This window comes from Pseudomonas sp. NFACC46-3, assembly GCF_900114515.1.
Lineage (GTDB): Bacteria > Pseudomonadota > Gammaproteobacteria > Pseudomonadales > Pseudomonadaceae > Aquipseudomonas > Aquipseudomonas fluorescens_Q.
The window spans coordinates 14,306-39,204 of sequence record NZ_FOTH01000021.1 but is presented as its reverse complement, the minus strand read 5'-3'; the positions used below and the strand labels follow the sequence as shown (position 1 = coordinate 39,204).

General features: G+C 61.7%; 20 protein-coding genes. 16 read left to right on the top strand and 4 right to left on the bottom strand.

All coding sequences use genetic code 11. The features are described from left to right. The first annotated feature begins 60 nt into the window (after window positions 1-60). The 6 genes from BM300_RS19980 to BM300_RS19955 all read left to right on the top strand — a co-directional run bounded on the left by BM300_RS19980 (window position 61) and on the right by BM300_RS19955 (window position 7,027). On the top strand, window positions 61-582 hold the full coding sequence (locus tag BM300_RS19980) for an RNA polymerase sigma factor (RefSeq protein ID WP_092223156.1): 522 nt from the start codon (window positions 61-63) through the stop codon (window positions 580-582). Between the two features lie 99 nt (window positions 583-681). Then, window positions 682-1,644: a FecR family protein gene (locus tag BM300_RS19975; protein WP_092223158.1), complete on the top strand. Its 963-nt coding sequence runs from the start codon at window positions 682-684 to the stop codon at window positions 1,642-1,644. Between the two features lie 119 nt (window positions 1,645-1,763). After that, window positions 1,764-4,358, top strand: coding sequence for a TonB-dependent receptor (locus BM300_RS19970; RefSeq protein ID WP_092463765.1), 2,595 nt, complete (start codon window positions 1,764-1,766; stop codon window positions 4,356-4,358). 140 nt (window positions 4,359-4,498) lie between these two features. After that, entirely contained in the window at window positions 4,499-5,089 is a 591-nt protein-coding gene (locus tag BM300_RS19965; protein ID WP_092463762.1) for a biliverdin-producing heme oxygenase, read from the top strand. A 116-nt stretch (window positions 5,090-5,205) separates the two neighbouring features. Further along, a complete protein-coding gene (locus tag BM300_RS19960) occupies window positions 5,206-5,646 on the top strand; it encodes a YbaN family protein (RefSeq protein WP_092144225.1) in 441 nt (146 codons plus the stop codon). Window positions 5,647-5,680: 34 nt separating this feature from the next. Then, complete coding sequence (locus tag BM300_RS19955; RefSeq protein WP_092463759.1) at window positions 5,681-7,027, top strand: CoA transferase; 1,347 nt, start codon at window positions 5,681-5,683, stop codon at window positions 7,025-7,027. A gap of 189 nt (window positions 7,028-7,216) precedes the next feature. On the opposite strand, the gene arcD (BM300_RS19950) is transcribed toward BM300_RS19955, so the two are convergent. Further along, window positions 7,217-8,644 (bottom strand): arginine-ornithine antiporter, encoded by a 1,428-nt coding sequence (arcD, locus tag BM300_RS19950; RefSeq protein ID WP_092144221.1) that lies wholly within the window; start codon window positions 8,642-8,644, stop codon window positions 7,217-7,219. 395 nt (window positions 8,645-9,039) lie between these two features. On the opposite strand from arcD (BM300_RS19950), the gene arcD (BM300_RS19945) reads away from it, so the two are divergent. The 6 genes from arcD (BM300_RS19945) to BM300_RS31070 all read left to right on the top strand — a co-directional run bounded on the left by arcD (BM300_RS19945) (window position 9,040) and on the right by BM300_RS31070 (window position 14,806). Beyond that, window positions 9,040-10,467 carry an arginine-ornithine antiporter gene (arcD, locus tag BM300_RS19945; protein WP_092463756.1) on the top strand — a complete coding sequence of 476 codons (1,428 nt, stop codon included), beginning with the start codon at window positions 9,040-9,042 and terminating at the stop codon, window positions 10,465-10,467. A gap of 31 nt (window positions 10,468-10,498) precedes the next feature. Next, on the top strand, window positions 10,499-11,755 hold the full coding sequence (gene arcA, locus BM300_RS19940) for an arginine deiminase (RefSeq protein ID WP_092346751.1): 1,257 nt from the start codon (window positions 10,499-10,501) through the stop codon (window positions 11,753-11,755). A 71-nt stretch (window positions 11,756-11,826) separates the two neighbouring features. Beyond that, window positions 11,827-12,837, top strand: a complete 1,011-nt coding sequence (locus BM300_RS19935) for an ornithine carbamoyltransferase (RefSeq protein ID WP_092144215.1) — start codon at window positions 11,827-11,829, stop codon at window positions 12,835-12,837. Between the two features lie 148 nt (window positions 12,838-12,985). After that, entirely contained in the window at window positions 12,986-13,915 is a 930-nt protein-coding gene (gene arcC, locus BM300_RS19930) for a carbamate kinase (protein WP_092463753.1), read from the top strand. Between the two features lie 64 nt (window positions 13,916-13,979). Next, the gene (locus tag BM300_RS19925; protein ID WP_072349103.1) at window positions 13,980-14,339 is read left to right on the top strand and encodes a DUF5064 family protein; all 360 of its coding nucleotides are present in this window, start codon (window positions 13,980-13,982) and stop codon (window positions 14,337-14,339) included. A 290-nt stretch (window positions 14,340-14,629) separates the two neighbouring features. Next, a complete protein-coding gene (locus BM300_RS31070) occupies window positions 14,630-14,806 on the top strand; it encodes a hypothetical protein (RefSeq protein ID WP_162843733.1) in 177 nt (58 codons plus the stop codon). A gap of 7 nt (window positions 14,807-14,813) precedes the next feature. On the opposite strand, the gene BM300_RS19920 is transcribed toward BM300_RS31070, so the two are convergent. Then, the gene (locus tag BM300_RS19920; protein ID WP_063322654.1) at window positions 14,814-15,707 is read right to left on the bottom strand and encodes a helix-turn-helix domain-containing protein; all 894 of its coding nucleotides are present in this window, start codon (window positions 15,705-15,707) and stop codon (window positions 14,814-14,816) included. 175 nt (window positions 15,708-15,882) lie between these two features. Between BM300_RS19920 and pobA the strand changes: the two genes are divergently transcribed. Both pobA and BM300_RS19910 read left to right on the top strand, forming a co-directional pair. Next, the gene (gene pobA / locus BM300_RS19915) at window positions 15,883-17,073 is read left to right on the top strand and encodes a 4-hydroxybenzoate 3-monooxygenase (protein WP_092346748.1); all 1,191 of its coding nucleotides are present in this window, start codon (window positions 15,883-15,885) and stop codon (window positions 17,071-17,073) included. Between the two features lie 51 nt (window positions 17,074-17,124). Then, entirely contained in the window at window positions 17,125-18,660 is a 1,536-nt protein-coding gene (locus tag BM300_RS19910) for an MDR family MFS transporter (protein WP_092346745.1), read from the top strand. A gap of 200 nt (window positions 18,661-18,860) precedes the next feature. Here BM300_RS19910 and BM300_RS19905 read toward each other — a convergent pair whose 3' ends face one another. Next, window positions 18,861-20,210 carry a spinster family MFS transporter gene (locus tag BM300_RS19905; protein WP_092346742.1) on the bottom strand — a complete coding sequence of 450 codons (1,350 nt, stop codon included), beginning with the start codon at window positions 20,208-20,210 and terminating at the stop codon, window positions 18,861-18,863. A gap of 352 nt (window positions 20,211-20,562) precedes the next feature. Between BM300_RS19905 and BM300_RS19900 the strand changes: the two genes are divergently transcribed. Next, on the top strand, window positions 20,563-22,740 hold the full coding sequence (locus tag BM300_RS19900) for a hypothetical protein (protein WP_092144205.1): 2,178 nt from the start codon (window positions 20,563-20,565) through the stop codon (window positions 22,738-22,740). A gap of 298 nt (window positions 22,741-23,038) precedes the next feature. Here the strand turns inward: BM300_RS19900 and BM300_RS19895 are convergent, their stop codons facing one another. Then, window positions 23,039-23,344 (bottom strand): DUF2288 domain-containing protein, encoded by a 306-nt coding sequence (locus BM300_RS19895; RefSeq protein ID WP_092223176.1) that lies wholly within the window; start codon window positions 23,342-23,344, stop codon window positions 23,039-23,041. Between the two features lie 339 nt (window positions 23,345-23,683). Here BM300_RS19895 and BM300_RS19890 point away from each other — a divergent pair, with 339 nt between their 5' ends. Continuing rightward, window positions 23,684-24,811, top strand: a complete 1,128-nt coding sequence (locus BM300_RS19890) for a branched-chain amino acid ABC transporter substrate-binding protein (RefSeq protein WP_092223178.1) — start codon at window positions 23,684-23,686, stop codon at window positions 24,809-24,811. Window positions 24,812-24,899 lie beyond the last annotated feature (88 nt).

Genomic DNA, 24,899 nt, shown 5'->3' with positions numbered 1-24,899 from the left:
CTTGACCCGCAACGTAGATGATAAGCATTATCATCAACTCGAACCGGATCGGGCCCTACCGTGAGTCAATCGCGCTTTCATCACGTTTTCCTCGCCCAACGCACACCGCTGCTGCGCACTCTCGAGCGCATGGTCAGCAACCCCAGTACCGCCGAAGACCTGCTCCAGGAAACCTACCTGCGTGTCACCCGTGCATTGGCCGAACGCACGGTCGAGCACCTCGAACCCTTTGTTTTCCAGACCGCCCGCAACCTGGCGCTGGACCATCTGCGTGCCCGGCGCATCCAGTCGCGGACCTTGCTGGATGACGTACCGCCGGAAGTCGTCCACAACGTCGTCGCCCCCCAGAGCAGTGCCGAGGACGCCGCCCATGCCCAGCAACTGCTCGAGCGCCTGAACGTCAGCCTCCAGGCCCTGACTTCGCGCCAACAGCAGATCTTCATTCTCAGCCGCCTGCATGGCCACAGTTACCAGCAGATCGCCGAACGCCTGGGCGTCTCCCTGAGCACCGTGCAAAAGGAACTGAAACTGATCATGGCGATCTGTGTGGGTGTGGCTGAACGTAGCCACGGCGAGCAGTGACCCGCCCCCACGCGTCAGGCCATAAGCTGCGTACACGCTTGCCACTTGCTGCGTACAGCTTGTAGCTTGAGCCCATGCCGCTAATACCGAGACCCCACTGTGACGGACAATCTCCGCTCTGCCGAGCCCACTGCGACGCCGGAAACCGCCCATGCCATGGAGCAGGCGCTGGACTGGCTGATCCTGCTGGACACCCCCAGCGAGGAACAGACGCGGCAGTTCCACGCCTGGCTGGCGGCCGATTCGCGCCACGGCGAGGCGTTCGCCCGAGCCCAGGCGATCTGGAACGGCCCGCAGGTGATGGAAAGTGCCCGCCAGCTTGAAGCCGCGCCCAAGGTTACCGCGCTGTCGCGCCTGCGCGCCCACTGGAAACCCCTGGCCACTGCCGCCGTGCTGTTTCTCGGTCTGTTCAACTTCAGCGACCTGCCCCTGCGCCTGCAGGCCGACCACCTGACCGTGGTCGGTGAGCGCCAGCGCCTGCAGTTGGAGGACGGCTCCAAGGTCTTGCTCAACACCGATTCGGCCTTCTCCAGCACGTTCAACGAGCAGCGACATGTGGCGCGCCTGTACAAGGGCGAGGCGTTTTTCGAAGTCCCGGGCAACCGTAACCTGCCGCTGGAAATCGATGCCGGCCCGGTCATGGCCAGCGTCAGCGACACCGCGTTCGCCGTGCGCTACCTCGACGGCGTGGCCCAGGTCCAGGTGCAGCGTGGCGACGTGGACCTGCGGGCCACCCGCAACGACACCCATGTGCGGCTGTCGGCTGGCGAAAGCATCCGCATCGGCCCCAACGGCTTCGACCGCCCGGCCCGGCTCGATGCCAACACCGACCTGGCCTGGGTCCAGGGTCGGCTGGTGTTCGAAAACCGGCCCCTGAGCCAGGTACTGGCCGAGCTGCGACGCTATTACCCCGGCTGGATCATCAACAGTAACGAACAATTGGCCAACGTGGCTGTGACCGGCAACTACCGCCTAGACCAGCCGCTGGACGTGGTCCGTTCGCTGGCCCATATCACCTCGGCGCGGCTTCAGGAGTTCCCGGCGCTGGTGATCCTGAACTAAATGAGAATTATTTTTACTCGATAGGCTCCGCTGATTCGTCTCGTTATAGCCAATGCAATTGATTCGCATCCAACGATGTGGATCTGCACCTATAACAGATGCGACACGGAGCGCTATCGATGTCCTCTCGCCTTACTTGCCGGTTTCTTGCCCCCTCTTGCACGCTGTCACTGCTCACCGCCGCCCTCCTGATGGCCGGCACAGCGCCGCTCGCCCTGGCCGCCACCGCCGTGCAACCCGCTGCACGCAACATGGGCGACTACACCTTTGCCATCGCCCGGCAGCCCCTGGTTTCGGCCCTGAATGCATTCACTGCGGTCACCGGCTGGCAAATCGGGATGCCCGCGGAACTGGCCGCAGGCGTCGCCTCGCCAGGGGTGAACGGCTCGCTGTCACCTGAAAAAGCCCTGGAGCGCCTGTTGGTGGGGACCCACCTGAGCTATCGCAAGCTGGGCGACAACAGCATCGTCCTGGAAAAACGCAGTGCCGGCGGCGCGCTGGAGTTGCAACAGGTAACCATCAGCGCCACCCGCCAGGAACAGGACATCACCAGCGTACCGAGCACGGTCACGGTCCACGACCGCCAGGAACTGGATCGCAACAACGTCAATACCCTCAAGGATCTGGTGCGCTATGAACCAGGCGTATCGGTGGGCGGCGCGGGCCAGCGCGGCGATATCAGCGGCTACAACATCCGCGGCATCGACGGCAACCGTATCCTGACCCAGGTCGACGGCGTGGAAATTCCCGGCGGCTTCTTCAATGGCCCCTACGCCAAGACCCAGCGCAACTACGTCGACCCGGAAATCATCAAGCGCGCGGAAATCCTGCGCGGTCCGGCCTCGGTGTTGTATGGCAGCAATGCCATCGGCGGTGCCGTCAGCTACTTCACCCTGGATCCGGACGACATCATCAAGCCAGGCGAGGATGTTGGCGCCCGCCTGAAGACCGGCTACAGCTCCGCCGACGAGAGCTGGCTCAAGTCCGCCACCGTCGCTGGCCGTAGCGGGCAGTTCGACGGCCTGTTGCACTACAGCCAGCGCGACGGTCATGAAACCGAATCCTACGGCAGCCACAACGGCACCGGCCTGGACCGCACCGCGGCCAACCCAGAAGACGTGCGCGCCAACAACGTGCTGGCCAAGCTCGGCTGGAACTACAGCGATGACGCACGCCTTGGCCTGGTCTACGAGAAGTACAAGGACGACCGCGACAGCGACCTGAAAAGCGCCTACGGCGGCCCCTACGCCAACGGCCAGCCGGCGATCCCCGACTTTGTACTGCCCGGCGGCATGTACCAGTGGCGCACCGGCAACGACACCATCAGCCGCGAGCGTTTCGGCCTGGAACACAGCTTCGCCCTCGACAGCCTGCTGGCCGATCACATGAAGTGGAGCCTGAATCACCAGGTTGCCAAGACCGACCAGAGCACCGCCGAATTCTACTTCCCCATCACCCGCCAGGTCCTGCGCACCCGGGAGACCCTCTATGAAGAGAAACAGTGGGTCTTCGACGCGCAACTGGAAAAGGCCTTCAGTGTCGCCGACACCGATCACGCGCTGACTTACGGCACCACCCTCAAGCAACAGAAAGTCACCGGCTCGCGCAGCGGCAATGGTGTGTGCCTGGCGGTTGGCGTCGGTTGCTCCGCGGTAGGCGCCATCAGCACCCGGGACGTGTTGGCAAAAGCCAGCGACTTCCCGGACCCGACCATCAACACCTACAGCCTGTTCGCCCAGGACCAGATCAGTTGGGACCGCTGGACCTTCATGCCAGGCCTGCGCTACGACTACACCCGGCTCAAACCGCACCTGACCGAGGAATTCCTCAACACCGTGGACCCTACCGGCGGCGGTACAGTCAGCGGCAAGAACAAGACCTGGCATCGCGTCTCACCGAAGTTCGGCCTGACCTACGCCCTGAGCGATGAGTACACCTGGTACGGCCAGTACGCCGAAGGTTTCCGCACCCCGACCGCCAAGGCCCTGTACGGTCGTTTCGAGAACACCGACGCCGGCTATAGCGTAGAACCCAACCCCGATCTGGAACCGGAAAAAAGCAAGAGCTACGAGACCGGCCTGCGCGGCCGTTTCGATTCCGGCTCGTTCGACGTGGCGGTGTTCTACAACAAGTACCGCGACTTCATCAACGAAGACGCCATCACCCCTGGCGCCGATCAGTTGACCTTCCGGAGCAACAACATCAAGCACGCCACCATCAAGGGTGCCGAGGCCAGGGGACGCTTGGAGCTGGAGGTGTTTGGCGCACCGAAGGGCTTGTACACCCAAGGCTCGGTGGCCTACGCGTACGGTCGCAACAACGACACGGGCGAGCCGCTCAACAGCATCAACCCGCTGACCGGAGTGTTCGGCCTGGGCTACGACCAGGACCGCTACGGCACTTTGCTCAGTTGGACCTTGGTCAAGAAAAAGGACCGGGTCGACGACAGCAACTTCAACTCGCCTGATGGCGTGAGCAGCCAGTTCAAGACACCAGGCTTCGGCATCCTCGACCTGAGCGGTTTCTACAAGGTGACCGACGACGTCACCGTCAGTGGCGGCCTCTACAACCTCACCGACAAGAAGTACTGGCTGTGGGACGACGTGCGCGGCTACGACAGCGTCGGCGAAGCGGCGGTATTGAGCCCCGCCAACCTCGATCGTCTGACGGCGCCGGGGCGTAACTTCGCGGTGAACCTGATCTGGGATATCTGACCCAGGCCCAAGGATTTCCCCTGTGGCGAGGGAGCTCGCTCCCGCTGGGCTGCGCAGCAGGCCCATTTTTGTGAGTGCTTCGCACTCAAGCGGGAGCAAGCTCCCTCGCCACACAATGTGCTCACTCAAAGGACTTTTTCATGAATACCCTGCGCCCCACTTCACGCTCCCAACGCCTGAACCAGATCACCCACGAGCCTCACAGCAAGCTCGACGCCCTGGTCAAGGCCCACGCCCCGTTCGAAACCCCGGCCAGCTTCGCCCGTTTCGTCGTTGCCCAGTACCTGTTCCAGTCGGAACTGGTGGCGCTGTACAACGACGCCGAACTGTCCGCCCTGATTCCCGACCTCCCGGCCCGATGCAGGGCGGAAGCGGCCAAGGCGGATCTGGCAGACCTGGACACCGAAATCCCTGCGCCAGTGGCCGGTGCGGTGAAAAAACCGACCCGGGCCGAAGCCCTGGGCTGGCTGTTCGTCTCCGAAGGCTCCAAGCTCGGCGCCGCGTTCTTGATCAAGCGTGCCGTGGGCCTGGGGTTGAGCGAGACCTTCGGCGCCCGGCACCTGGCAGAACCTGCCGGTGGGCGCGCCGAAGGCTGGAAAACCTTCACCCGCACCCTCGACAGCCTGGCCTTTACCGAACAGCAGGAAGCCGAGGCGGACAAAGGTGCGCTGGATGCGTTCAACCGGTTTACGGTGTTGCTGGAACAAGCTTATGCAGCCGACCTGGCCTGACTCATACAGCTCCCGCAGGAGATTTAGGGTGGATGCCTATCTTCAGCCCCCCAGAAACCAGTGTGGGAGCGGGCTTGCTCGCTCCCACAGAGATTGTGCATGACTGAAAAACGCTGATGAACCGCCCCTCGAAACTCACCCAACTGCTCTTCGCCCTGCTCGCCTACGCTAGCCTGGGCATTGGCCTGGTCGCCATCGTCGTGCCTGGCTTGCCGACGACCGAGTTCATCCTGCTGGCCGCCTGGGCCGCGACCCGCAGTTCGCCGCGCCTGAGCGCCTGGCTGGAGAACCATCGTCTGTTCGGGCCGATTCTGCACAACTGGCGCAACGGCAAGGTTATCCCACGCCGGGCCAAGGTCGGTGCCACTACCAGCATGCTGCTCTGCGCAGGCTTGATGCTGGTGCTGCTCGACCACGCCTGGCCGCTTTACCTCGCGCTCGCCGGCATGGGCCTGGGCAATCTGTGGATCTGGTCGCGCCCGGAACAGGCACGGGGCTCTTGTGGCGAGGGAGCTTGTTCCCGCTGGGCCGCAAAGCGGCCCCCAACGGATTTTTGATCTATGATCGCCCTCTCGTACTGGAGGGCTTTCGATGTCAGATCTGCTCACGTCCATGCAAACCGCACTCGGCTTGCCCACGACCCCGATCACCTTCGCTGGCGATGGCGCGCTGCCCTCGGCCTTCGCCGTCACGGAGCTGGCCAGCGCCAGCATCGCCGTGGCCGGCCAGGCGACCGCCGAACTCATCCAGCAACAAACCACTCGCCTGCCACCTGTCGAGGTCGACCGACGCCTGGCGTCGTTCTGGTTCTCCACCTCCCTGCGCCCCATCGGCTGGAGCGTGCCGCCGATGTGGGACCCGGTGGCCGGCGACTACGCCAGCGCCGACGGCTGGATTCGCCTGCACACCAACGCACCGCATCATCGCCTTGCGGCGGAAAAAGTCCTCGGCACCTGCACCGACCGCGCCGACATGGCGGCCAGGGTGGCCCGATGGAACAAGGCCGAGCTGGAACAGGCCGTGGTCGACGCAGGCGGTTGTGCCGCCGAGATGCGTTCATGGCAAGCGTGGCAGGCCCATCCCCAAGGGCTGGCGGTGAACGCCGAGCCGCTGGTGCACCTGAGTGAAACGACTGGAGAGCGGCGCAAACCCTGGCTCGGCTCCGTGACCCAGCCACTGGCGGGCCTCAAGGTGCTGGATTTGACCCGCGTGCTGGCCGGCCCCGTCGCCAGCCGCTTCCTCGCCGGCCTGGGGGCCGACGTGCTGCGCATCGACCCGCCGACCTGGAACGAACCCGGCGTGGTGCCGGAAGTCACCCTGGGCAAACGCTGCGCCCGCCTCGACCTGCATCGGGCCGATGATCGCGCGGCATTCGAGGCACTGCTCAAGGACACCGACATCCTTTTGCACGGCTACCGTGCCGACGCCCTGGAACGCCTGGGCTACGGCGCCGAGCAGCGCCGGCAGATGGCCCCGGGCCTGATCGACGTCAGCCTCAATGCCTATGGCTGGAGCGGCCCGTGGCAGAACCGGCGCGGCTTCGACAGCCTGGTGCAAATGAGCAGCGGCATTGCCGAAGCCGGCATGGGCTGGAAACACACCGACAAACCGACACCGCTGCCGGTGCAGGCGCTGGATCATGGCACCGGCTATCTGCTGGCGGCCAGCGCCCTGGTGCTGTTGTCCCGGCGCCTGGCAAGCGGTCAGGGCGGCTCGGCACGCCTGTCACTGGCACGCACGGCGAAGCTGTTGATCGAACGTGGCGCAGGGGATTCGACCCTATTGCGAGCCGAGGCTGAGGATGATCAGGGCCTGGTGGTCGAACAGACGCCATGGGGACCGGCCCATCGCCTGCACGTGCCCTTGAAAATCACCGGGACGCCGCTGCAATGGACCTTGCCAGCGGCGGAACTGGGCGCGCATCGGGCACGGTGGTGACGCTCACTACCGGTTAAAAAATGCCCTTTGTGGCGAGGGAGCTTGCTCCCGCTGGGCTGCGCAGCAGCCCCCTCCAAAAGCCACTACAATCAGCTTGAAACACCGCGTCGTCGGGCCTCGGGGCCGCTGCGCGCCCCAGCGGGAGCAAGCTCCCTCGCCACAAGAGTCCGCCTCGACAACGTGGTAGCCTCACAACTCCAAAAACCCACTGTACAACCCATAAGCCGCGATGCCCGCCCCTGACATCACGCAAGCAAATATTCCCTTTTCCACATGGGTGAACAAGGGCTGCCCCTGCTCGCGCTTGGCCTGGGCAAACAGGATCACCCCGGGCGCATACAACAGCGCCGACAGCAGCAGGTATTTCACGCCTCCGGCATACAGCAGCCACACCGCGTAGCACAGCGCGACACCACCGATGCACAGGTCTTTCATGCGCCGTGCCGAGCCCTGTTCGTAGGTTTCCCCCCGGGCGCAAAGCAGCACCGCATAAGCCGCCGACCACAGGTACGGCACCAGGATCATCGACGAGGCGAGGTAGATCAGGCTGGTGTAGGTGCCTGCGGAAAACAGAGTGATCAGCAAAAACAGCTGGATCATGCCACTGGTCAGCCACAGCGCGTTGACCGGCGCACGGTTGGCATTCTCCTTGGTCAGGAACGCCGGCATGGTCTTGTCCCGGGCGGTGGCGTAGAGGATTTCAGCGCACAACAGCGCCCAGGACAGCAGGGCTCCCAACAGTGAAACCGCCAGCCCCAGGCTGATCAGCAACGCGCCCCAGGGCCCGACAATGTGCTCCAGCACACCGGCCAAGGATGGGTTCTGCAACTGTGCCAGTTCCCGCTGGCTCATGACCCCCAGGGACAACACATTCACCAGCACCAGCAGCGCCAATACCCCGAGAAACCCGATCACCGTCGCACGCCCTACATCCGCACGTCTTTCTGCCCGTGCCGAATAGACGCTGGCGCCTTCGATGCCGATAAACACGAACACCGTCACCAGCATCATGTTGCGCACCTGGTCCATCACACTGCCCAGGTCCGGATTCATCGCGCCCCAGATATCGCGGGTGAAAACCTCGGCCTTGAAGGCCACGGCGGCCATGACGACGAACATCAACAGCGGCACGACCTTGGCCACGGTGGTCACTAGATTGATGAAGGCCGCCTCCTGGATCCCGCGCAGCACCAGGAAATGCACCGCCCACAGCAACAACGACGCACAGCCGATGGCCACCGGCGTATTGCCTTGGCCGAACACCGGGAAGAAGTAGCCCAAGGTACTGAACAGCAGCACGAAGTAACCGACATTGCCCAGCCAGGCACTGATCCAGTAGCCCCAGGCAGACGAGAAGCCCATATAGTCACCGAAGCCGGCCTTGGCATAGGCGTACACGCCCGAATTCAATTCCGGCTTGCGATTGGCCAGGGTCTGGAACACGAAGGCCAGGGTCAGCATACCGATGGCGGTGATGGCCCAGCCGATCAGCACCGCTCCGACATCGGCCCGGGCCGCCATGTTTTGCGGCAGGGAAAAAATCCCGCCGCCGATCATTGACCCCACCACCAGTGCGATCAGTGCGCCCAGTGGCAACTTTTCAATCGGCTGCGGCATCTTCTCTCACTATTAAATTAAGTAAATAAAGCGACATAACGTTTTTGAATAACGTCATCCACACAAAGTCCAAAGACTTATGACCCGGCCATTCTTCAAGCCCCTAATTAAAAAGACCATGACACTCCATCATTATTGTCACGAACGCAGCCTACAAAATAGTTGCGACTCAGTGGAAATCAACTAGCGTGAATAATCCTGCGGCAAGAAAACCTTCACAAAGCCTTTGCCAAAGGCCCTGAAACGGGCCTTTCGAGCAACTTCAAGACGCCAACGGACGGTGTTAACTCCTTCATTAACAATGGAATGTTGCCATGCACTGATCCAGATCAGCTATTCAACTTTCAAATCGACTTAGTCTGTTGGCTCTCTTCTCCTGCACTGGAGTCTCGCAAATGTCTGATACGCCCGGAAAACTTCGATTAGGTGCGTTGGTTGCACTGGTTGTCGGCTCCATGATCGGCGGCGGGATCTTTTCCCTGCCACAAAACATGGCCGCCAGCGCCGACGTCGGTGCGGTGCTGATCGGCTGGGCCATCACCGCCGTCGGCATGCTGACCCTGGCCTTCGTGTTCCAGACCCTGGCCAACCGCAAACCCGATCTGGACGGCGGGGTGTATGCCTACGCCAAGGCCGGCTTCGGCGACTACATGGGTTTCTCCTCTGCCTGGGGTTACTGGATCAGCGCCTGGCTGGGCAACGTCGGCTACTTCGTGCTGCTGTTCAGCACCCTGGGCTACTTCTTCCCAATCTTTGGTGAAGGCAACACCGTTGCGGCGGTAATCGGCGCCTCGGTGTTGTTGTGGGCAGTGCACTGGCTGGTGCTGCGCGGCATCAAGGAAGCCGCGTTCATCAACCTCGTCACCACCGTGGCCAAGGTCGTGCCGCTGGTGTTGTTCGTGCTGATCGCGGTGTTCGCCTTCAAGCTCGATATCTTCACCGCCGACATCTGGGGCTTGAAGAATCCGGACCTGGGCAGCGTGATGAACCAGGTGCGGCACATGATGCTGGTCACCGTGTGGGTGTTCATCGGCATCGAGGGCGCGAGTATTTTTTCCGCCCGCGCAGAGAAACGTACCGACGTGGGCAAGGCCACCGTCATCGGCTTCATCACCGTACTGCTGTTCCTGGTACTGGTGAACGTGCTGTCCCTGGGCATCATGACACAGCCTGAACTGGCGAAGTTGCAGAACCCGTCCATGGCCGCCGTGCTGGAGCATGTCGTGGGGCACTGGGGCGCGGTGCTGATCAGCGTCGGCCTGATCATCTCGCTGCTCGGCGCCCTGCTGTCCTGGGTATTGCTGTGCGCCGAGATCATGTTCGCCGCTGCCAAAGATCACACCATGCCCGAGTTCCTGCGCCGGGAAAACGCCAACCACGTACCGGCCAATGCCCTATGGCTGACCAACGCAATGGTCCAGCTGTTTCTGATCATCACCCTGTTCTCGGCCAGTACTTACCTGTCACTGATCTACCTCGCCACTTCGATGATCCTGGTGCCGTACCTGTGGTCGGCGGCCTACGCCGTGCTGCTGGCGGTGCGCGGCGAGACCTACGAAGGCTTCGCGGCCGAGCGGCGCAAGGACCTGATCATCGGCGCTGTCGCCCTGATCTACGCCGTATGGCTGCTGTACGCCGGCGGGATCAAGTACCTGCTGCTCTCGGCCCTGCTCTATGCCCCCGGCGCGATCCTGTTCGCCAAGGCCAAGCGCGAGTTGGGCAAACCAATTTTCACCTCTGTCGAGAAGCTGATTTTCGCCGCAGTGATCGCAGGCGCCCTGGTGGCGGCCTACGGGCTCTACGACGGCTTCCTGACCTTGTAGTTGGCTGATTGTTCTAACTGGAGGATTTGTAATGACCACGGAAAAAGTGAAATACGGCGTGCATTCCGAAGCCGGCAAATTACGTAAAGTCATGGTGTGTTCCCCAGGCCTGGCCCACCAGCGGCTGACCCCGAACAACTGCGACGAGCTGCTGTTCGACGATGTGATCTGGGTCAACCAGGCCAAGCGCGATCATTTCGATTTCGTCACCAAGATGCGCGAGCGCGACATCGACGTGCTGGAAATGCACAACCTGCTGACCGACATCGTCGCCATCCCCGAAGCCCTGGACTGGATCCTGCAGCGCAAGATCACCGCCAACTCGGTGGGCCTGGGCCTGGTGAATGAAGTCGGTTCGTGGCTGCGCAGCCTGGAGCCACGCCATATCGCCGAATTCCTGATTGGCGGCGTCTCGGCCGATGACCTGCCGGACAGCTTCGGTGGCAAGACCATTCAGATGTTCCGCGACTTCCTCGGGCACTCCAGCTTCATCCTGCCGCCGTTGCCCAACACCCAGTTCACCCGCGACACCACCTGCTGGATCTACGGCGGCGTGACCCTGAACCCGATGTATTGGCCGGCGCGGCGCCAGGAAACCCTGCTGGCCAGCGCCATCTACAAATTCCATCCCGAGTTCACGAACGCCGACTTCCAGATCTGGTACGGCGACCCGGACCAGGATCACGGCAACGCCACCCTTGAAGGCGGCGACGTGATGCCCATCGGCAACGGCGTGGTGCTGATCGGCATGGGCGAACGTTCGTCCCGCCAGGCCATCGGCCAACTGGCGCTGAACCTGTTCAAGCACAAGGCCGTGGAACGGGTGATCGTCGCCGGCTTGCCGAAATCCCGCGCGGCCATGCACCTGGACACCGTGTTCAGCTTCTGCGACCGCGACCTGGTCACGATTTTCCCCGAAGTGGTGAGCCAGATCGTCGCCTTCTCCCTGCGCCCTGACGAGAGCAAGCCCGGCGGCATCGATGTGCGTCGCGAGGACGGCAGCTTCCTCGATACCGTGGCCGCGGCCCTCAAGCTGCCGGCGCTGCGGGTGGTGGAAACCGGCGGCAACAGCTTCGCCGCCGAACGCGAACAATGGGACGACGGTAACAACGTAGTGGCCGTGGAGCCGGGCGTAGTGATCGGCTACGACCGAAACACCTACACCAACACCCTGCTGCGCAAGGCCGGTGTGGAAGTCATCACCATCAGCGCCAGCGAACTGGGCCGGGGCCGTGGCGGTGGTCACTGCATGACCTGCCCGATCATCCGCGACCCGATCGATTACTGACCTTTGAGCCTGGGCCGGTATCGATCCGATACCCGCCCAGGGGATAACCTACACCTGAGGAGATCCACATCATGGCGTTCAACATGCGCAACCGCAGCCTGCTGAGCTTGATGCACCACACCAACCGCGAGCTGCACTTTCTGCTGGACCTGTCCCGCGACCTCAAGCGTGCCAAGTACACCGGCACCGAACAACCGCACCTCAAGGGCAAGAACATCGCGCTGATCTTCGAAAAGACCTCCACCCGCACCCGCTGCGCCTTTGAAGTGGCAGCCCATGACCAGGGCGCCCACGTCACCTACATCGACCCGGTGTCATCGCAGATCGGTCACAAGGAAAGCATGAAAGACACCGCCCGGGTCCTGGGGCGGATGTTCGACGCCATCGAGTACCGGGGCTTCGAACAGGAGATCGTCGAGGAACTGGCCAAGTTCGCCGGCGTGCCGGTGTTCAACGGCCTGACCGCCGAATTCCACCCCACCCAGATGATCGCCGACACCCTGACCATGCGCGAACACAGTGACAAGCCGCTGCATGACATCAGCTACGCCTACCTGGGCGATGCCCGCTACAACATGGGCAATTCGCTGCTGATGATCGGCGCCAAACTGGGCATGGACGTGCGCATCGGCGCGCCGAAAGCCTTGTGGCCGCATCAGGACTTCATCGACCAGTGCCAGGCCTTCGCCGCCGAAAGTGGCGCGCGCATCACCATCACTGAAGACCCGAAGGAAGCCGTCAAGGGCGTGGACTTCATCCACACCGACATCTGGGTGTCCATGGGCGAGCCGGTGGAAGCCTGGGATGAGCGCATCGAGCAATTGCTGCCCTACCAGGTCAATGCGCAAATGATGAAAGCCTCGGGCAACCCGCGGGTGAAATTCATGCACTGCCTGCCAGCGTTCCATAACAGCGAAACCAAGGTCGGCAAGGACATCGCCGCCCGTTACCCGAACCTGGCCAATGGCGTGGAAGTGACCGAGGAGGTCTTCGAATCGCCGGCCAACATCGCCTTCGAGCAAGCGGAAAACCGCATGCACACCATCAAGGCGATCCTGGTCTCGGCGTTGGCGGATATCTGAAACCAACGCAGTTCCCTTGTGGGAGCGAGCTTGCTCGCGATGGCGCAGGAACAGGCAACATTGATGTCGACTGACACACCGCTATCGCGAGCAAGCTCGCTCCCACAAGGGACCGCGTTGTTCGTCCATTTTCTAGAAGGACAACACCATGCGTATCGTCGTTGCCCTGGGCGGTAACGCCCTCCTGCGTCGGGGTGAACCCATGACCGCAGACAATCAACGCATCAACATCCGCACCGCGACCGAACAGATCGCGAAAATCCACCCCGGCAACCAACTGGTCATCGCCCACGGCAACGGCCCGCAGGTCGGCCTGCTGTCGTTGCAGGCGGCGGCCTACACCTCGGTGACGCCGTATCCGCTGGACGTGCTCGGCGCCGAAACCGAAGGCATGATCGGCTACATCATTGAACAGGAACTGGGCAATCTGCTGGACTTCGAAGTCCCCTTCGCCACGCTCCTGACCCAGGTTGAAGTGGACGGCAACGACCCGGCCTTCCAAAAACCCACCAAACCCATCGGCCCGGTCTACAGCCAGGAAGAGGCGCAGGAACTGGCCGCCGAAAAAGGCTGGGCCATCGCCCCGGACGGCGACAAGTTCCGTCGCGTGGTCGCAAGCCCCAGGCCCAAGCGCATCTTTGAAATCCGCCCGATCAAATGGCTGCTGGAAAAGGGCAGTATCGTGATCTGTGCCGGCGGTGGCGGCATCCCGACGATGTACGACGCCGACGGCAAGCTGCAAGGCGTGGAAGCGGTCATCGACAAGGACCTGTGCTCGGCGCTGCTGGCCGAACAGCTGGAAAGTGATCTGCTGGTGATCGCCACCGACGTCAACGCCGCGTTCATCGACTTCGGCAAGCCGACCCAGAAAGCCATCGCCCAGGCCCACCCCGACGAAATGGAAAAGCTCGGCTTCGCCGCCGGCTCCATGGGGCCGAAGGTGCAGGCCGCCTGCGAATTCGCGCGCAACACTGGCAAGGTCGCGGTGATCGGTTCACTCTCGGACATCGACGCGATCGTCCTGGGCAAGGCCGGCACCCGTATCAGCACGGCGACACCTGGCATCGCTTATCGATAACAGGAAACTTGGGGGCGGATCCAGGGTCTGCCCTACTCCCCATGCCTTCAAAGGAGAGTTGCTTATGGCCATGTTCGAACCCGGACACCTGCACATGGAGCGCCATGCGCTGAACAAGGATGATTTCAGCTACAACCTGTGCATCGACTACAAGGTCGACCAGGACGGCAAGGAAGGCACGGGCATGTCGTTCCGGGTGCATGGCACCGTCGAAGACAAGTCACTGGACGAGACATTCTTCCTGGCCAAGGACCAGGCCTTCGACTTCGCCCGCCACGCCACGCGCATCGCCCAGAAGTATGGCTTGCCCAAGACAGCGAGCATCGGCTCGATGCACAAGTACTACGACGAAATGTTCGAAGACGTGCGCAAGCAACTGGACGTCAAGCCGGGCGATCCGATGAAGCCAGAACACCTGGAATAACAGGTTCAGAACACCTGTGATCCTGGAATGAAATGAACCTGTGGCGAGGGAGCTTGCTCCCGCTCGGTTGCGCAGCGACCGCAACATCTTGGGGCCGCTGCGCAGCCCAGCGGGAGCAAGCTCCCTCGCCACAAAAAAGCACTGCATTCATCCCCAAGGAACTGGGTTCCCACCGGGTTATCAGTGCTCTGAATATCGGGTTAAACATACTCGCTGCCTGACTGGCAACTCGCCACAGCTGACCTATTCTGAAAGTAGTACCCCCGGGTATTCGTTCAGAGGTCACCGCCATGAACATTAAAACAAGAAGACGCCTCGCCATTTTTGTCACCTGCGCCGCCACGCTCGCGCTGTACGGCACTGCGGCCTACCGGGTCGAGCAGGCCAGGCAACTGCCCCGTGAATACGCCAGTTGCAACTTCGAACGGTGCATCCCCCACAGCGCAACCCTGAACGCCCTGCGCTGAGGCGTGGTCAGTCGTCCTGTTGATCGGTCTTGAGCCGGTCCCGGAACGTCTTGGGCGAGATGCCGACGCGTCGGCGAAACAGCCGGGTGAAGTTGGTCGGATCGGAAAACCCGAGCATTTCGGAAATCTCGTAGATGGTCATGCCGGTGTAGGTCAGCAGGCGCTTGGCTTCCAGCAACTGGCGCTCATGCATGATCTGCAGCGCCGGTTGCCCCGCCAGTTCCCGGCAGGTGCCGTTGAGGTGCGACACGGAAATGCCCAAGCGGTGGGCCAGGTCTTCGACCTTGACGTGCTCGCGATAGGTTTCTTCCACCAACTGGATGAAGCCATTGAGGTATTCCCGGGCCCGTTGCGGGCGCTGGGCCTGGGTGTGTCGCTGCATCACCTGGCGGCTGACCCAGACCATGATCACGCTGACCAGCGCATGCATCAGCATTTCCCGCGCCGGTTGATGCCCCACGTATTCATTCTGCAAGGCGCTGAACAGGCTGTTGAGGTACTCGGCATTCTCGAGGGCGGGGTAGCTTTCGGCCTGGGCCAGGACGTTGACCGAATGCCCCAGTTGCGCTTGCAGGTGCGTGACCAGCGGCGCTGCCAGGGTCACCACGTAACCTTCCACATCCTCGGAAAAACGAAAACCATGGACCGACAGCGGCGGCAGGATCTGCACGGCTGGCTCGGTGAGTAGCGTACGCCGACCCTCGATTTCCAGTTCCGCCTGGCCCTTGAAGACAAACAACAACTGGCACAGATCGGCATGGCGATGGGGCTTGATTTCCCATTGATGCTCGCGGCTGCGCTTGGAGATGGTCTCGCAGTGCAACAAGTCCGGCGTCGGCCATTCCTGGCTCTCGCCATAGAGCTTGAACACCGGGATCGAAGGCAGGTCAGGTTTTTTCATAACGTGGATCCGGGCCTGGGGTTGCGGGCGATAATCGCACCAATTGGCAAAAAGAACAGGTATCGGCTCAGTTTTCCCCTTCAACTGACAGGTCCGCAAGCGAAAAATGTAGGCACTCGATTTCTAATAATCAACACCGACCCTGGTCGCGTGCTTCGTGCGAGTCATAACAACAATGAAAACCCTCAAGACCCAAGTCGCTATTATCGGTGCCGGCCCCTCTGGCCTGCTACTCGGCCAGTTGCTGCACAACGCCGGGATCGACACTGTCATCCTCGAACGCCAGCCCCCGGAATACGTACTGAGCCGCATCCGCGCCGGCGTGCTGGAGCAAGGTATGGTCGAACTGCTGCGCCAGGCCGGCGTTGGCCAGCGCATGGACGCCGAAGGCCTGCCCCATGATGGTTTTGAACTGGTGCTCAACGATCGACGGGTGCACATCGATCTCAAGGGCCTGACCGGTGGTAAAAACGTCATGGTCTACGGTCAGACCGAAGTGACCCGTGACTTGATGGCCGCCCGCGAAGCCGCCGGCGCCCGGACCCTGTACCTGGCCAGCAACGCCCAACCCCACGACATGCAAACCCAAACCCCTTTCGTGACCTTCGAGCATGAAGGAGAAACCTGGCGCCTGGACTGCGATTACATTGCCGGTTGCGACGGTTTCCACGGTGTGGCGCGACAGTCCATTCCTGCGGATAAACTCAAGGTCTTCGAACGCGTCTACCCGTTTGGCTGGCTCGGCGTGCTGGCCGATACCCCGCCGGTCCACGAAGAACTGGTCTACGCTCGCCACGCGCGCGGTTTTGCCTTGTGCAGCATGCGCTCCAAGACCCGCACCCGTTATTACCTGCAAGTGCCCGCCGAGGAACAAGTGACCGACTGGCCGGACGAGCGTTTCTGGGGCGAACTGAAAAACCGCCTGCCCGCCGACCTGGCCGCAGCCCTGGTGACCGGCCCGTCCATCGAGAAAAGCATCGCCCCGCTGCGCAGCTTCGTGGTCGAGCCGATGCAGTATGGGCGGATGTTCCTGGTGGGCGATGCGGCCCACATCGTCCCGCCCACTGGCGCCAAAGGGCTGAACCTGGCGGCCAGCGATGTCAGCACGCTGTTCAACATCCTGCTCAAGGTCTATCGCGACGGCCGTGTGGATCTGCTGCAGAAGTATTCGGCCATCTGCCTGCGGCGCGTCTGGAAAGCCGAACGGTTCTCCTGGTGGATGACCTCGATGCTGCACCGCTTTGACGACGACGCCTTCAACCAGCGTATCAGCGAAGCGGAGCTGGAGTATTTCGTCGACTCCGAGGCCGGCCGAAAAACCATCGCGGAAAATTACGTCGGACTTCCTTACGAGGCTATCGAATAGTCGCCTATCGACTTAAACTGCGGGTTTCGTCCATTTTGCCTCTCCGGCGCGATGCCCGCAGGTTCTGCCTTGACTCGGTTCAATACGCTCCAAGCCCCAAAACCGGCCATCCACAGCGTGCTGGTAGCCCTGATGCTGGCGATTTTCCTGGGGGCGCTGGACCAGACCATCGTCGCCGTCTCGATGCCGGCCATCTCCGCACAGTTTGCCGACGTCAGCCTGCTGGCCTGGGTGATTTCCGGCTACATGGTCGCCATGACCGTGGCGGTGCCGATCTACGGCAAGCTCGGTGACCTCTACGGTCGCCGGCCGCTGATGCTGTTCGGCATGGGCTTGTTCACCCTGGCCTCGCTGTTCTGCGGCCTGGCACAAGACATGGAGCAATTGGTGCTGGCGCGGATTTTCCAGGGCATCGGCGCCGGCGGGATGATTTCGGTGAGCCAGGCGATCATCGGCGACATCATCCCGCCCCGCGAACGCGGTCGCTACCAGGGTTATTTCAGCAGCATGTACGCGGTGGCCAGCGTGGCCGGGCCGGTGCTCGGCGGCTACATGACCGAGTACCTGTCGTGGCGCTGGGTGTTCTGGATCAACCTGCCGCTGGGCCTGGTGGCCTGGTGGGTCGCCCGACGCAGCCTGGTCGGGCTGCCGTTGCCGCAACGCACGCCGATCATTGATTACCTGGGCACCGTGTTGCTGATCATCGGCCTGACGGCGCTGCTGCTGGGGATTACCCAGGTCGGCCAGGGTCATGCCTGGCACAGCCGTGAAGTGTTGGGGTTGCTGGGTTGCGCAGGCGCAGCGCTGGGGGTGTTCGCCTGGCACGAGCGCCGGGCGCGGGAGCCGTTGTTGCCGATGCACCTGTTCGCCAACCGCGATGCGGTGCTGTGCTGGTGTACGGTGTTCTTCACCAGCTTCCAGGCGATTTCCCTGACGGTGCTGGTGCCGTTGCGCTTCCAGAGCGTGACCGGCGCCGGTGCCGACGGTGCGGCGTTGCACTTGTTGCCGCTGGCGATAGGGCTGCCGGTCGGCGCGTATTTCGCCGGACGCCGGACCTCGGTCACGGGGCGCTACAAGCCGATGATCCTGGGCGGCGCCCTGCTCTTCCCGTTCGCTATCCTCGGCATGGCCTTCACCCCGCCCGCCGCGCTCTGGCTGAGCAGCCTGTTCATGCTGCTCAGCGGCATCGCCTCCGGCATGCAGTTTCCCACGTCACTGGTGGGTGCGCAGAACGCCGTACACCAACAGGACATCGGCGTCGCCACCAGCACCACCAACCTGTTCCGCGCCCTTGGCGGCGCGGTGGGCGTGGCACTGATGTCAGCGTTGCTGCTGGCCTTGCTGCATAATTCCAGCTTCGCCCAGCTCGCCAGCTCGTCGTTGATCGGTGAAGGGCATTCCGGCAGCGTCTTGCTGGACGGCCTGAACGCCGCCCCGGGCGAGGCGCAGAACGCCTTGCGCCAGGAATTGCAGGCGACGTTCCGCCATTTGCTGGTGATCAGCGCGGCGGTGTCGTTGCTGGGGCTGGCGGCGGCGGTGGTGATGCCCAATCAACTGCTGCGTGGGCGAGAGGATAAGGTTCACTAGGCAGATAGAGCCGCAGCCCCACAGGCCTGTGATCGAACCAGCCCCGTGGTTCAACACAGAACCCTGTGGCGAGGGAGCTTGCTCCCGCTGGGCTGCGCAGCAGACCCAAAAATTCAGTGTCCGCCGGTACAGTAGAGGGCCGCTTCGCGCCCCAGCGGGAGCAAGCTCCCTCGCCACAGGGGAACGGTGTATGGCTTTAGTCAAACCGTCGCCGCCACACTTCCCGGCACCACCACCACACTCATCCCCTCCTTCATCCGCTTGGCATCGCGCACAAAACAACGTGACGCCAGGAACAGGAACACCATGGTCAGGAACAGCGCCACCGGGATCAGGTACATCGCGTCATGCAGGCCGATGGCCTTGAACGCTTCTGTCATCTGGTCGACTCCGGCTGCGGCCATGGCCGTGCGGGCGAAGTAGTCGGACAAGCCGCCCACCACCACCGGCCCCAGGCCGCCGCCAAGCAAATACAGCCCCGCAAAGTACAACGCCATCGCCGTGGCGCGCAGGCGCGGCTCCACCACGTCCTGGATCGCGGTGTAGACGCAGGTGTAGAAGTTATAGGCAAACAGCCAACCCACGCTGAACACCGCCACGAACACGCCGATTTCAATGCGCCCGGCATGCAGGGCCCATGCTGTGGTGACCGTCGAAATCGCCAGGCTGAACGCTGCAAACAGCAGGCGGCCGTTGGGCACGCGCTGGTGGATCTTGTCCGCGACCCAGCCGCCCAGGGTGAGCCCGAACAACCCCGTCACGCCCACCATGATCCCGGTGGCCACCGCCGCCTCGTGCAACGGCATCAGGAAATAGCGTTGCAGCATCGGCACCAGGAAGGAGTTGCAGGCATAGGTGGCGAAGTTGAAGCACAACCCAGCCAACACCAACCACAGGAACGTGGGAATCGCCAGCACCCGACGGATCGGCCGGTCGATCTTTTCCTGGGACACCTGCACGGTTTCCGCCGCGCCGCGCTTGGGTTCCTTGATGAAGAACATGAATAGCGCCAGCACCAAGCCTGGCACAGCCGCGATAAAGAACGGCGCGCGCCAACTGTCGAACGCCTTGACCATCGCCCCGATGGTGAAGAACGCCAGCAGCAAGCCAATCGGCAGGCCCAGCATGAAGATGCCCATGGCCCGCGCCCGGCGATGGGCCGGGAACAGATCGCCAATCAGTGAGTTGGCCGCTGGGGCATAACTCGCCTCGCCGATCCCGACGCCCATGCGCACCACCAGGAACGCCCAGAAACTGCCCACCAGGCCGTTGACCGCCGTCAGCGCGCTCCAGGTCGCCAGGCCCCAGCCCATCAACTTGCTGCGCGAACCGGTATCGGCCAAGCGTCCCAATGGCAACCCGGCAATGGCGTAGACGATGGTGAAAGCGGTGCCGATGATGCCGATCTGGAAGTCGCTGAGACTCCACTCCATGCGGATCGGCTCGATGATGATCGCCGGGATGGTGCGGTCGAAGAAGTTGAACAGGTTGGCCAAAAACAACAGGAACAGAATGCGCCAGGCATTCGCCGCTTGGGTCGAGTTCTGCATGGGTCCGTCTCTTTTATTGTTATGGAGCATTAGCGGAATCTGCAATCTAGACAGCGGCGCGCGGGCTGTCTCCAATCATTCGCAAGGCTGATACCCACCCATGGCAAGCGGCGCGTTTCTTGATAACGGTCAATTTCCTGTAACAATTGCCATCATTTCGCCCATTCTTGATTAAAGATCGTCTGCCGGTGGCCGATTCAACCTATCAGGAAAGAATCTCTCGAGCTGCCCCCCAGGCTATAGCCCTGGACGCTCGGGGCCGACCTTCGCGCCATCCAGGACGCGAGCTCCCATCCGCGATGGTTCGATGACAGCGCTCGTCGAGCCAACCAGTTCAGGCAAATGGCGCACAATGACTTCCAAAAAAACAGCCACTGCGGTATCCGATCTGACCCTGAGCCCAGCCGCCAATGGCCCTGAAGCCTCGAAACCATCGAGCAGCTCGCGTCCCCTGTCGACTCAGCAGTATCTGTATTTCACCGAAACCAACACCGACCGCATCCTCGACAACCTCGACGGCCTGCGCGACGCGGTGTTCCCACGACCGCCCCATCTGGTAGAGGACGAGAGCGACCGCACTCAGCAGGAGTTCCCCTCGGTCTGCCTGATCGGCCTGGGCCGCTGCGGCTCCAACATCGCCCTCGACGTGGCGGAGCTGGTGTACAACGCCCGCAAGTTCTACCTCAACGAATTCAATGCTGAAGACAAGGCCTACAGCGACAAGGGCTACAGCCCCGCGCAGTGGATCCGCAACAATCTGCGCCTGGGCACCAGCAAGGCCAGCAAACCGGTGTTCCTGGTGGAACCGCTGGTGATGCTCGGCGACCTGGACAAGGACATCGCCGGGCGCATCCGTTTCTCGCGCAAGGGTGAGAAAAGCGGCTTTTTGCGCGACTACAGCAAGATGAAAATCATGGACCTCTCGGAAGTCCACGCCGGTGGCGCCGGTAACGCGCCGATCCTGGGCCAATACCTGGCCAAGATCATCCTGAACAAGGACACCCAGCGCTTCTCCAGCCCCGACTGGAAAATGATCCACTCGTACCTGATCGACAGCTGCGGCATCAAGGCCAACCAGTCGCGCCTGTACTTCTCGATCTTCAGTGCCGGCGGCGGTACCGGCTCGGGCATGGCCTCGGAATTCGGCCTGGCCCAGCAGTACTCGTACATGAACAAGACGTTCGACACCAAGCCGATGGACGAACACGACAGCAAAAGCGGTCATTCCTTCGTCTTCGAGCCGATCTTCACCAGCGGCATCTGCGTGCTGCCGAACATCTCCGATCACCGTAGCGAAATGTCCGAGGCTTTGCACATCAACGCCGGGCGCCTGCTGTGCAAGTACCTGTCGGAAGAATGGGATTTCTCGTACAACTTCGCCAATGAAGACAGCAGCGAAGCCAGCGTGATGGGGCGTATCCGCCCCTGGAACGCGATGATGCTGATCTCCAACGACATCATGCGCTACGCCGAAGAAAGCGATGACGGCAACATCCAGAACATTGACGTCAATGCCATGGAGAAGCACGCCAACCAGTACATCTCCCAGCAGATCTTCAACATCCTGACGGCCCAGGCCGTGACCACCGACTACGACCAGAACTATTTCCGTCGTGCCGGCATCGACATCGGCGAAACCATTCGCCTGGACGCCAACGACCTGTTCATGAGCCTGGCCGGCCCGGTGGCGATTGCCTACGCCGAATCCGTCGTCCCGGAAACCCCGGCGCCCAGCGGCGACAAGTTCAAGGTGTTCGAGAAAGAACCGCCGCGCCTGAACATCGACGACCTGTTCTTCCGCTCCATCGACCTGCCGCACTTCAACAAAGTCACCCAGGCCATCGAAGGCATCAGCCTGCTGCCGATCGAATCCAAGCGCTACCGCGCCTCGCTGGAGCAGTACAAGAATTCCGGCTACGACGCCGCGGCCCTGCATGACCTGCACTTCTTCAAGAATTGCTCGTCGGTGGTGTCCATCGTCTCCCTGCCCAAGGACTACAAGCTGTCCTACATGGACCTGAACCGGCTCAAGACCCACCTCAACAGCCTGTTCCCCAACACCACCCTCAAGCGTTACGCGTTGGTGATCGGCGCGTCGGCCAACCTGTCGTTGACCACCCTGATCGCCAAGAGCCCGTGCCTGTCGGATGATTTCCTGACCCTGATCGTGGCCTTCATCAAACGTTGCTTCGCCCGCACGCCATACCGCTTCGACGACACCCTGGACAACTCGATCCTGGACTTCATCATCAATGAAGATTTCGACGAAGAACGGATCGACGACCTGCTCAACGAATTCGAAAACCCGGCGAAGATCCTCGACACCAACTGGTACGCGATCAAGCCGATGTACGAGAAGAAGTACCGCGAGCTGATCAGTGACAAGGACAAGTTCGTCTCGATCAACGATATCCGCCTGTCCCGCGACTGCGTGAAAAAGGCCATCAAGTACCTGCGCGAGATCTACCGTCACCGCATTGGCAAGACCAAGGTCATTTCCTTGAATAACCATACTGGCAGGACTTACTGAGGCCAGGCGCAGCACTGCGTCGCGCCTTTCGCGAGCAGGCTCGTTCCCACATGGAACCGCGTTTTTTCAGAAGGAATGCGGCCCACTGTGGGGGCGAGCCTGCTCGCGAAGGCGGCCTTGAACACACACTGGGACAACATCCAGAAACAATTGAGCAGCCCAAAGGCTGCTCTATGAACTGTTCCCGTTACGTATACGTCACCCTGCCATGTGGCGTTTCGCCACGGCAGGAAGCCATCACGCTACTCACCTACACACTTTATTGCTTACCCGAACACGAACCAACCTGGTGCATTGATCAGTTCGATGCCCTTTCCTGGATCATAATCCAGGGCGAAACCACCACCGCCCAAAGCTGCGGATCGCGTTCCAGAAAATCCAGCGCCCGCGTTTCAGACAGCTTGGCGAGCTGGTCGGCGGCCAGCCAGGCGGCGACTTTAGTACCTTCGTCCCGGGCGACGGCCTCGGCGGCGGCGATCAAATCCAGTGCCGGATCGACCCACAATAGGGCACCCTTGGCAAAGAACGGCTCCAGCTCTTTCCAGGTGATGGATGCGGTTTCACCAAGCAGCTTGGCATAGAGGGTGCTAGGTTCTTGATTCATGGGACCTGTCCGGAAAAGAAATCGGCGCGAATGATAACGTCGGTGGTCTGGCAGAAAAACCCGGTAGCAATTGCAGTACCGATTGAAAAGCGCAGGAAAGCCAAGGATTGCCGATATGACCGGACAAACCCCGCCGCCATTCTGTCTTTTTCTTTCAATTAAGCGACACCCTCAGGTTTTGCCCCCAAGCGCCAGCTTCCCTTGCCAACAATCGGCGCTCTACACTGTACCGGTACAGTTGCCGGGGGCATTTTCCGCGAGGGTATCCAAGATATCTGACCCGGTTCTGCTGCTACGGCGCCAGGACTATAAAAACTACAACAGCATGAGTGGAGCACTATGACTAAGGCTACTAAGCAGATTTCCAAACTGTTTGCCGCTATGGTTCTGGCCGGGGTTGCCAGCCATTCGTTCGCCGCCGACACCATCAAGATCGGCATCGCCGGCCCAAAAACCGGCCCTGTAGCCCAATACGGCGACATGCAATTCAGTGGCTCCAAAATGGCCATCGAGCAGATCAACGCCAAGGGTGGCGTCAACGGCAAGCAACTCGTCGCCGTTGAGTACGATGACGCCTGCGATCCAAAACAAGCGGTCGCGGTCGCGAACAAAGTCGTCAACGACGGCATCAAGTTCGTGGTCGGCCACCTGTGCTCCAGCTCCACCCAGCCGGCTTCGGACATCTATGAAGACGAAGGCGTGGTCATGATCACCCCGGCCGCTACCAGCCCGGACATCACCGCTCGCGGCTACAAGATGATCTTCCGCACCATCGGCCTGGACAGCGCCCAAGGCCCTGCGGCCGGCAACTACATCGCCGACCACGTCAAGCCGAAGATCGTTGCGGTCCTGCACGACAAGCAGCAGTACGGTGAAGGCATCGCCAGCGCCGTGAAGAAAACCCTCGAAGACAAAGGCGTGAAAGTGGCCGTCTTCGAAGGCGTGAACGCCGGCGACAAAGACTTCTCCTCGATGATCGCCAAGCTCAAGCAAGCCAACGTCGACTTCGTCTACTACGGCGGCTACCACCCGGAACTGGGCCTGATCCTGCGTCAATCCCAGGAAAAAGGCCTGAAAGCCAAGTTCATGGGTCCGGAAGGCGTGGGTAACGACTCCATCTCGCAGATCGCCAAGGAATCTTCCGAAGGCTTGCTGGTAACCCTGCCGAAATCTTTCGACCAGGACCCTGCCAACGTCGCCCTGGCTGACGCGTTCAAGGCCAAGAAAGAAGACCCAAGCGGTCCGTTCGTGTTCCCGTCCTACTCTGCAGTGACCGTGATCGCCGACGCCATCAAGGCCGCCAAGAGTGAAGACGCGGCCAAAGTGGCTGAAGCCATCCATGCCGGCACCTTCAAGACCCCAACCGGTGACCTGAGCTTCGACGCGAAGGGCGACCTGAAGGACTTCAAGTTCGTGGTCTACGAGTGGCATTTCGGCAAACCTAAAACCGAAGCTTCGCCTCAGTAAGGCCTGGCCTGACTGACTGCCAATAAAGCCCACGGCGTGCCGTGGGCTTTGTTTTAAATGTATTGGGCCGCGCTGGCGTGATCCGCCA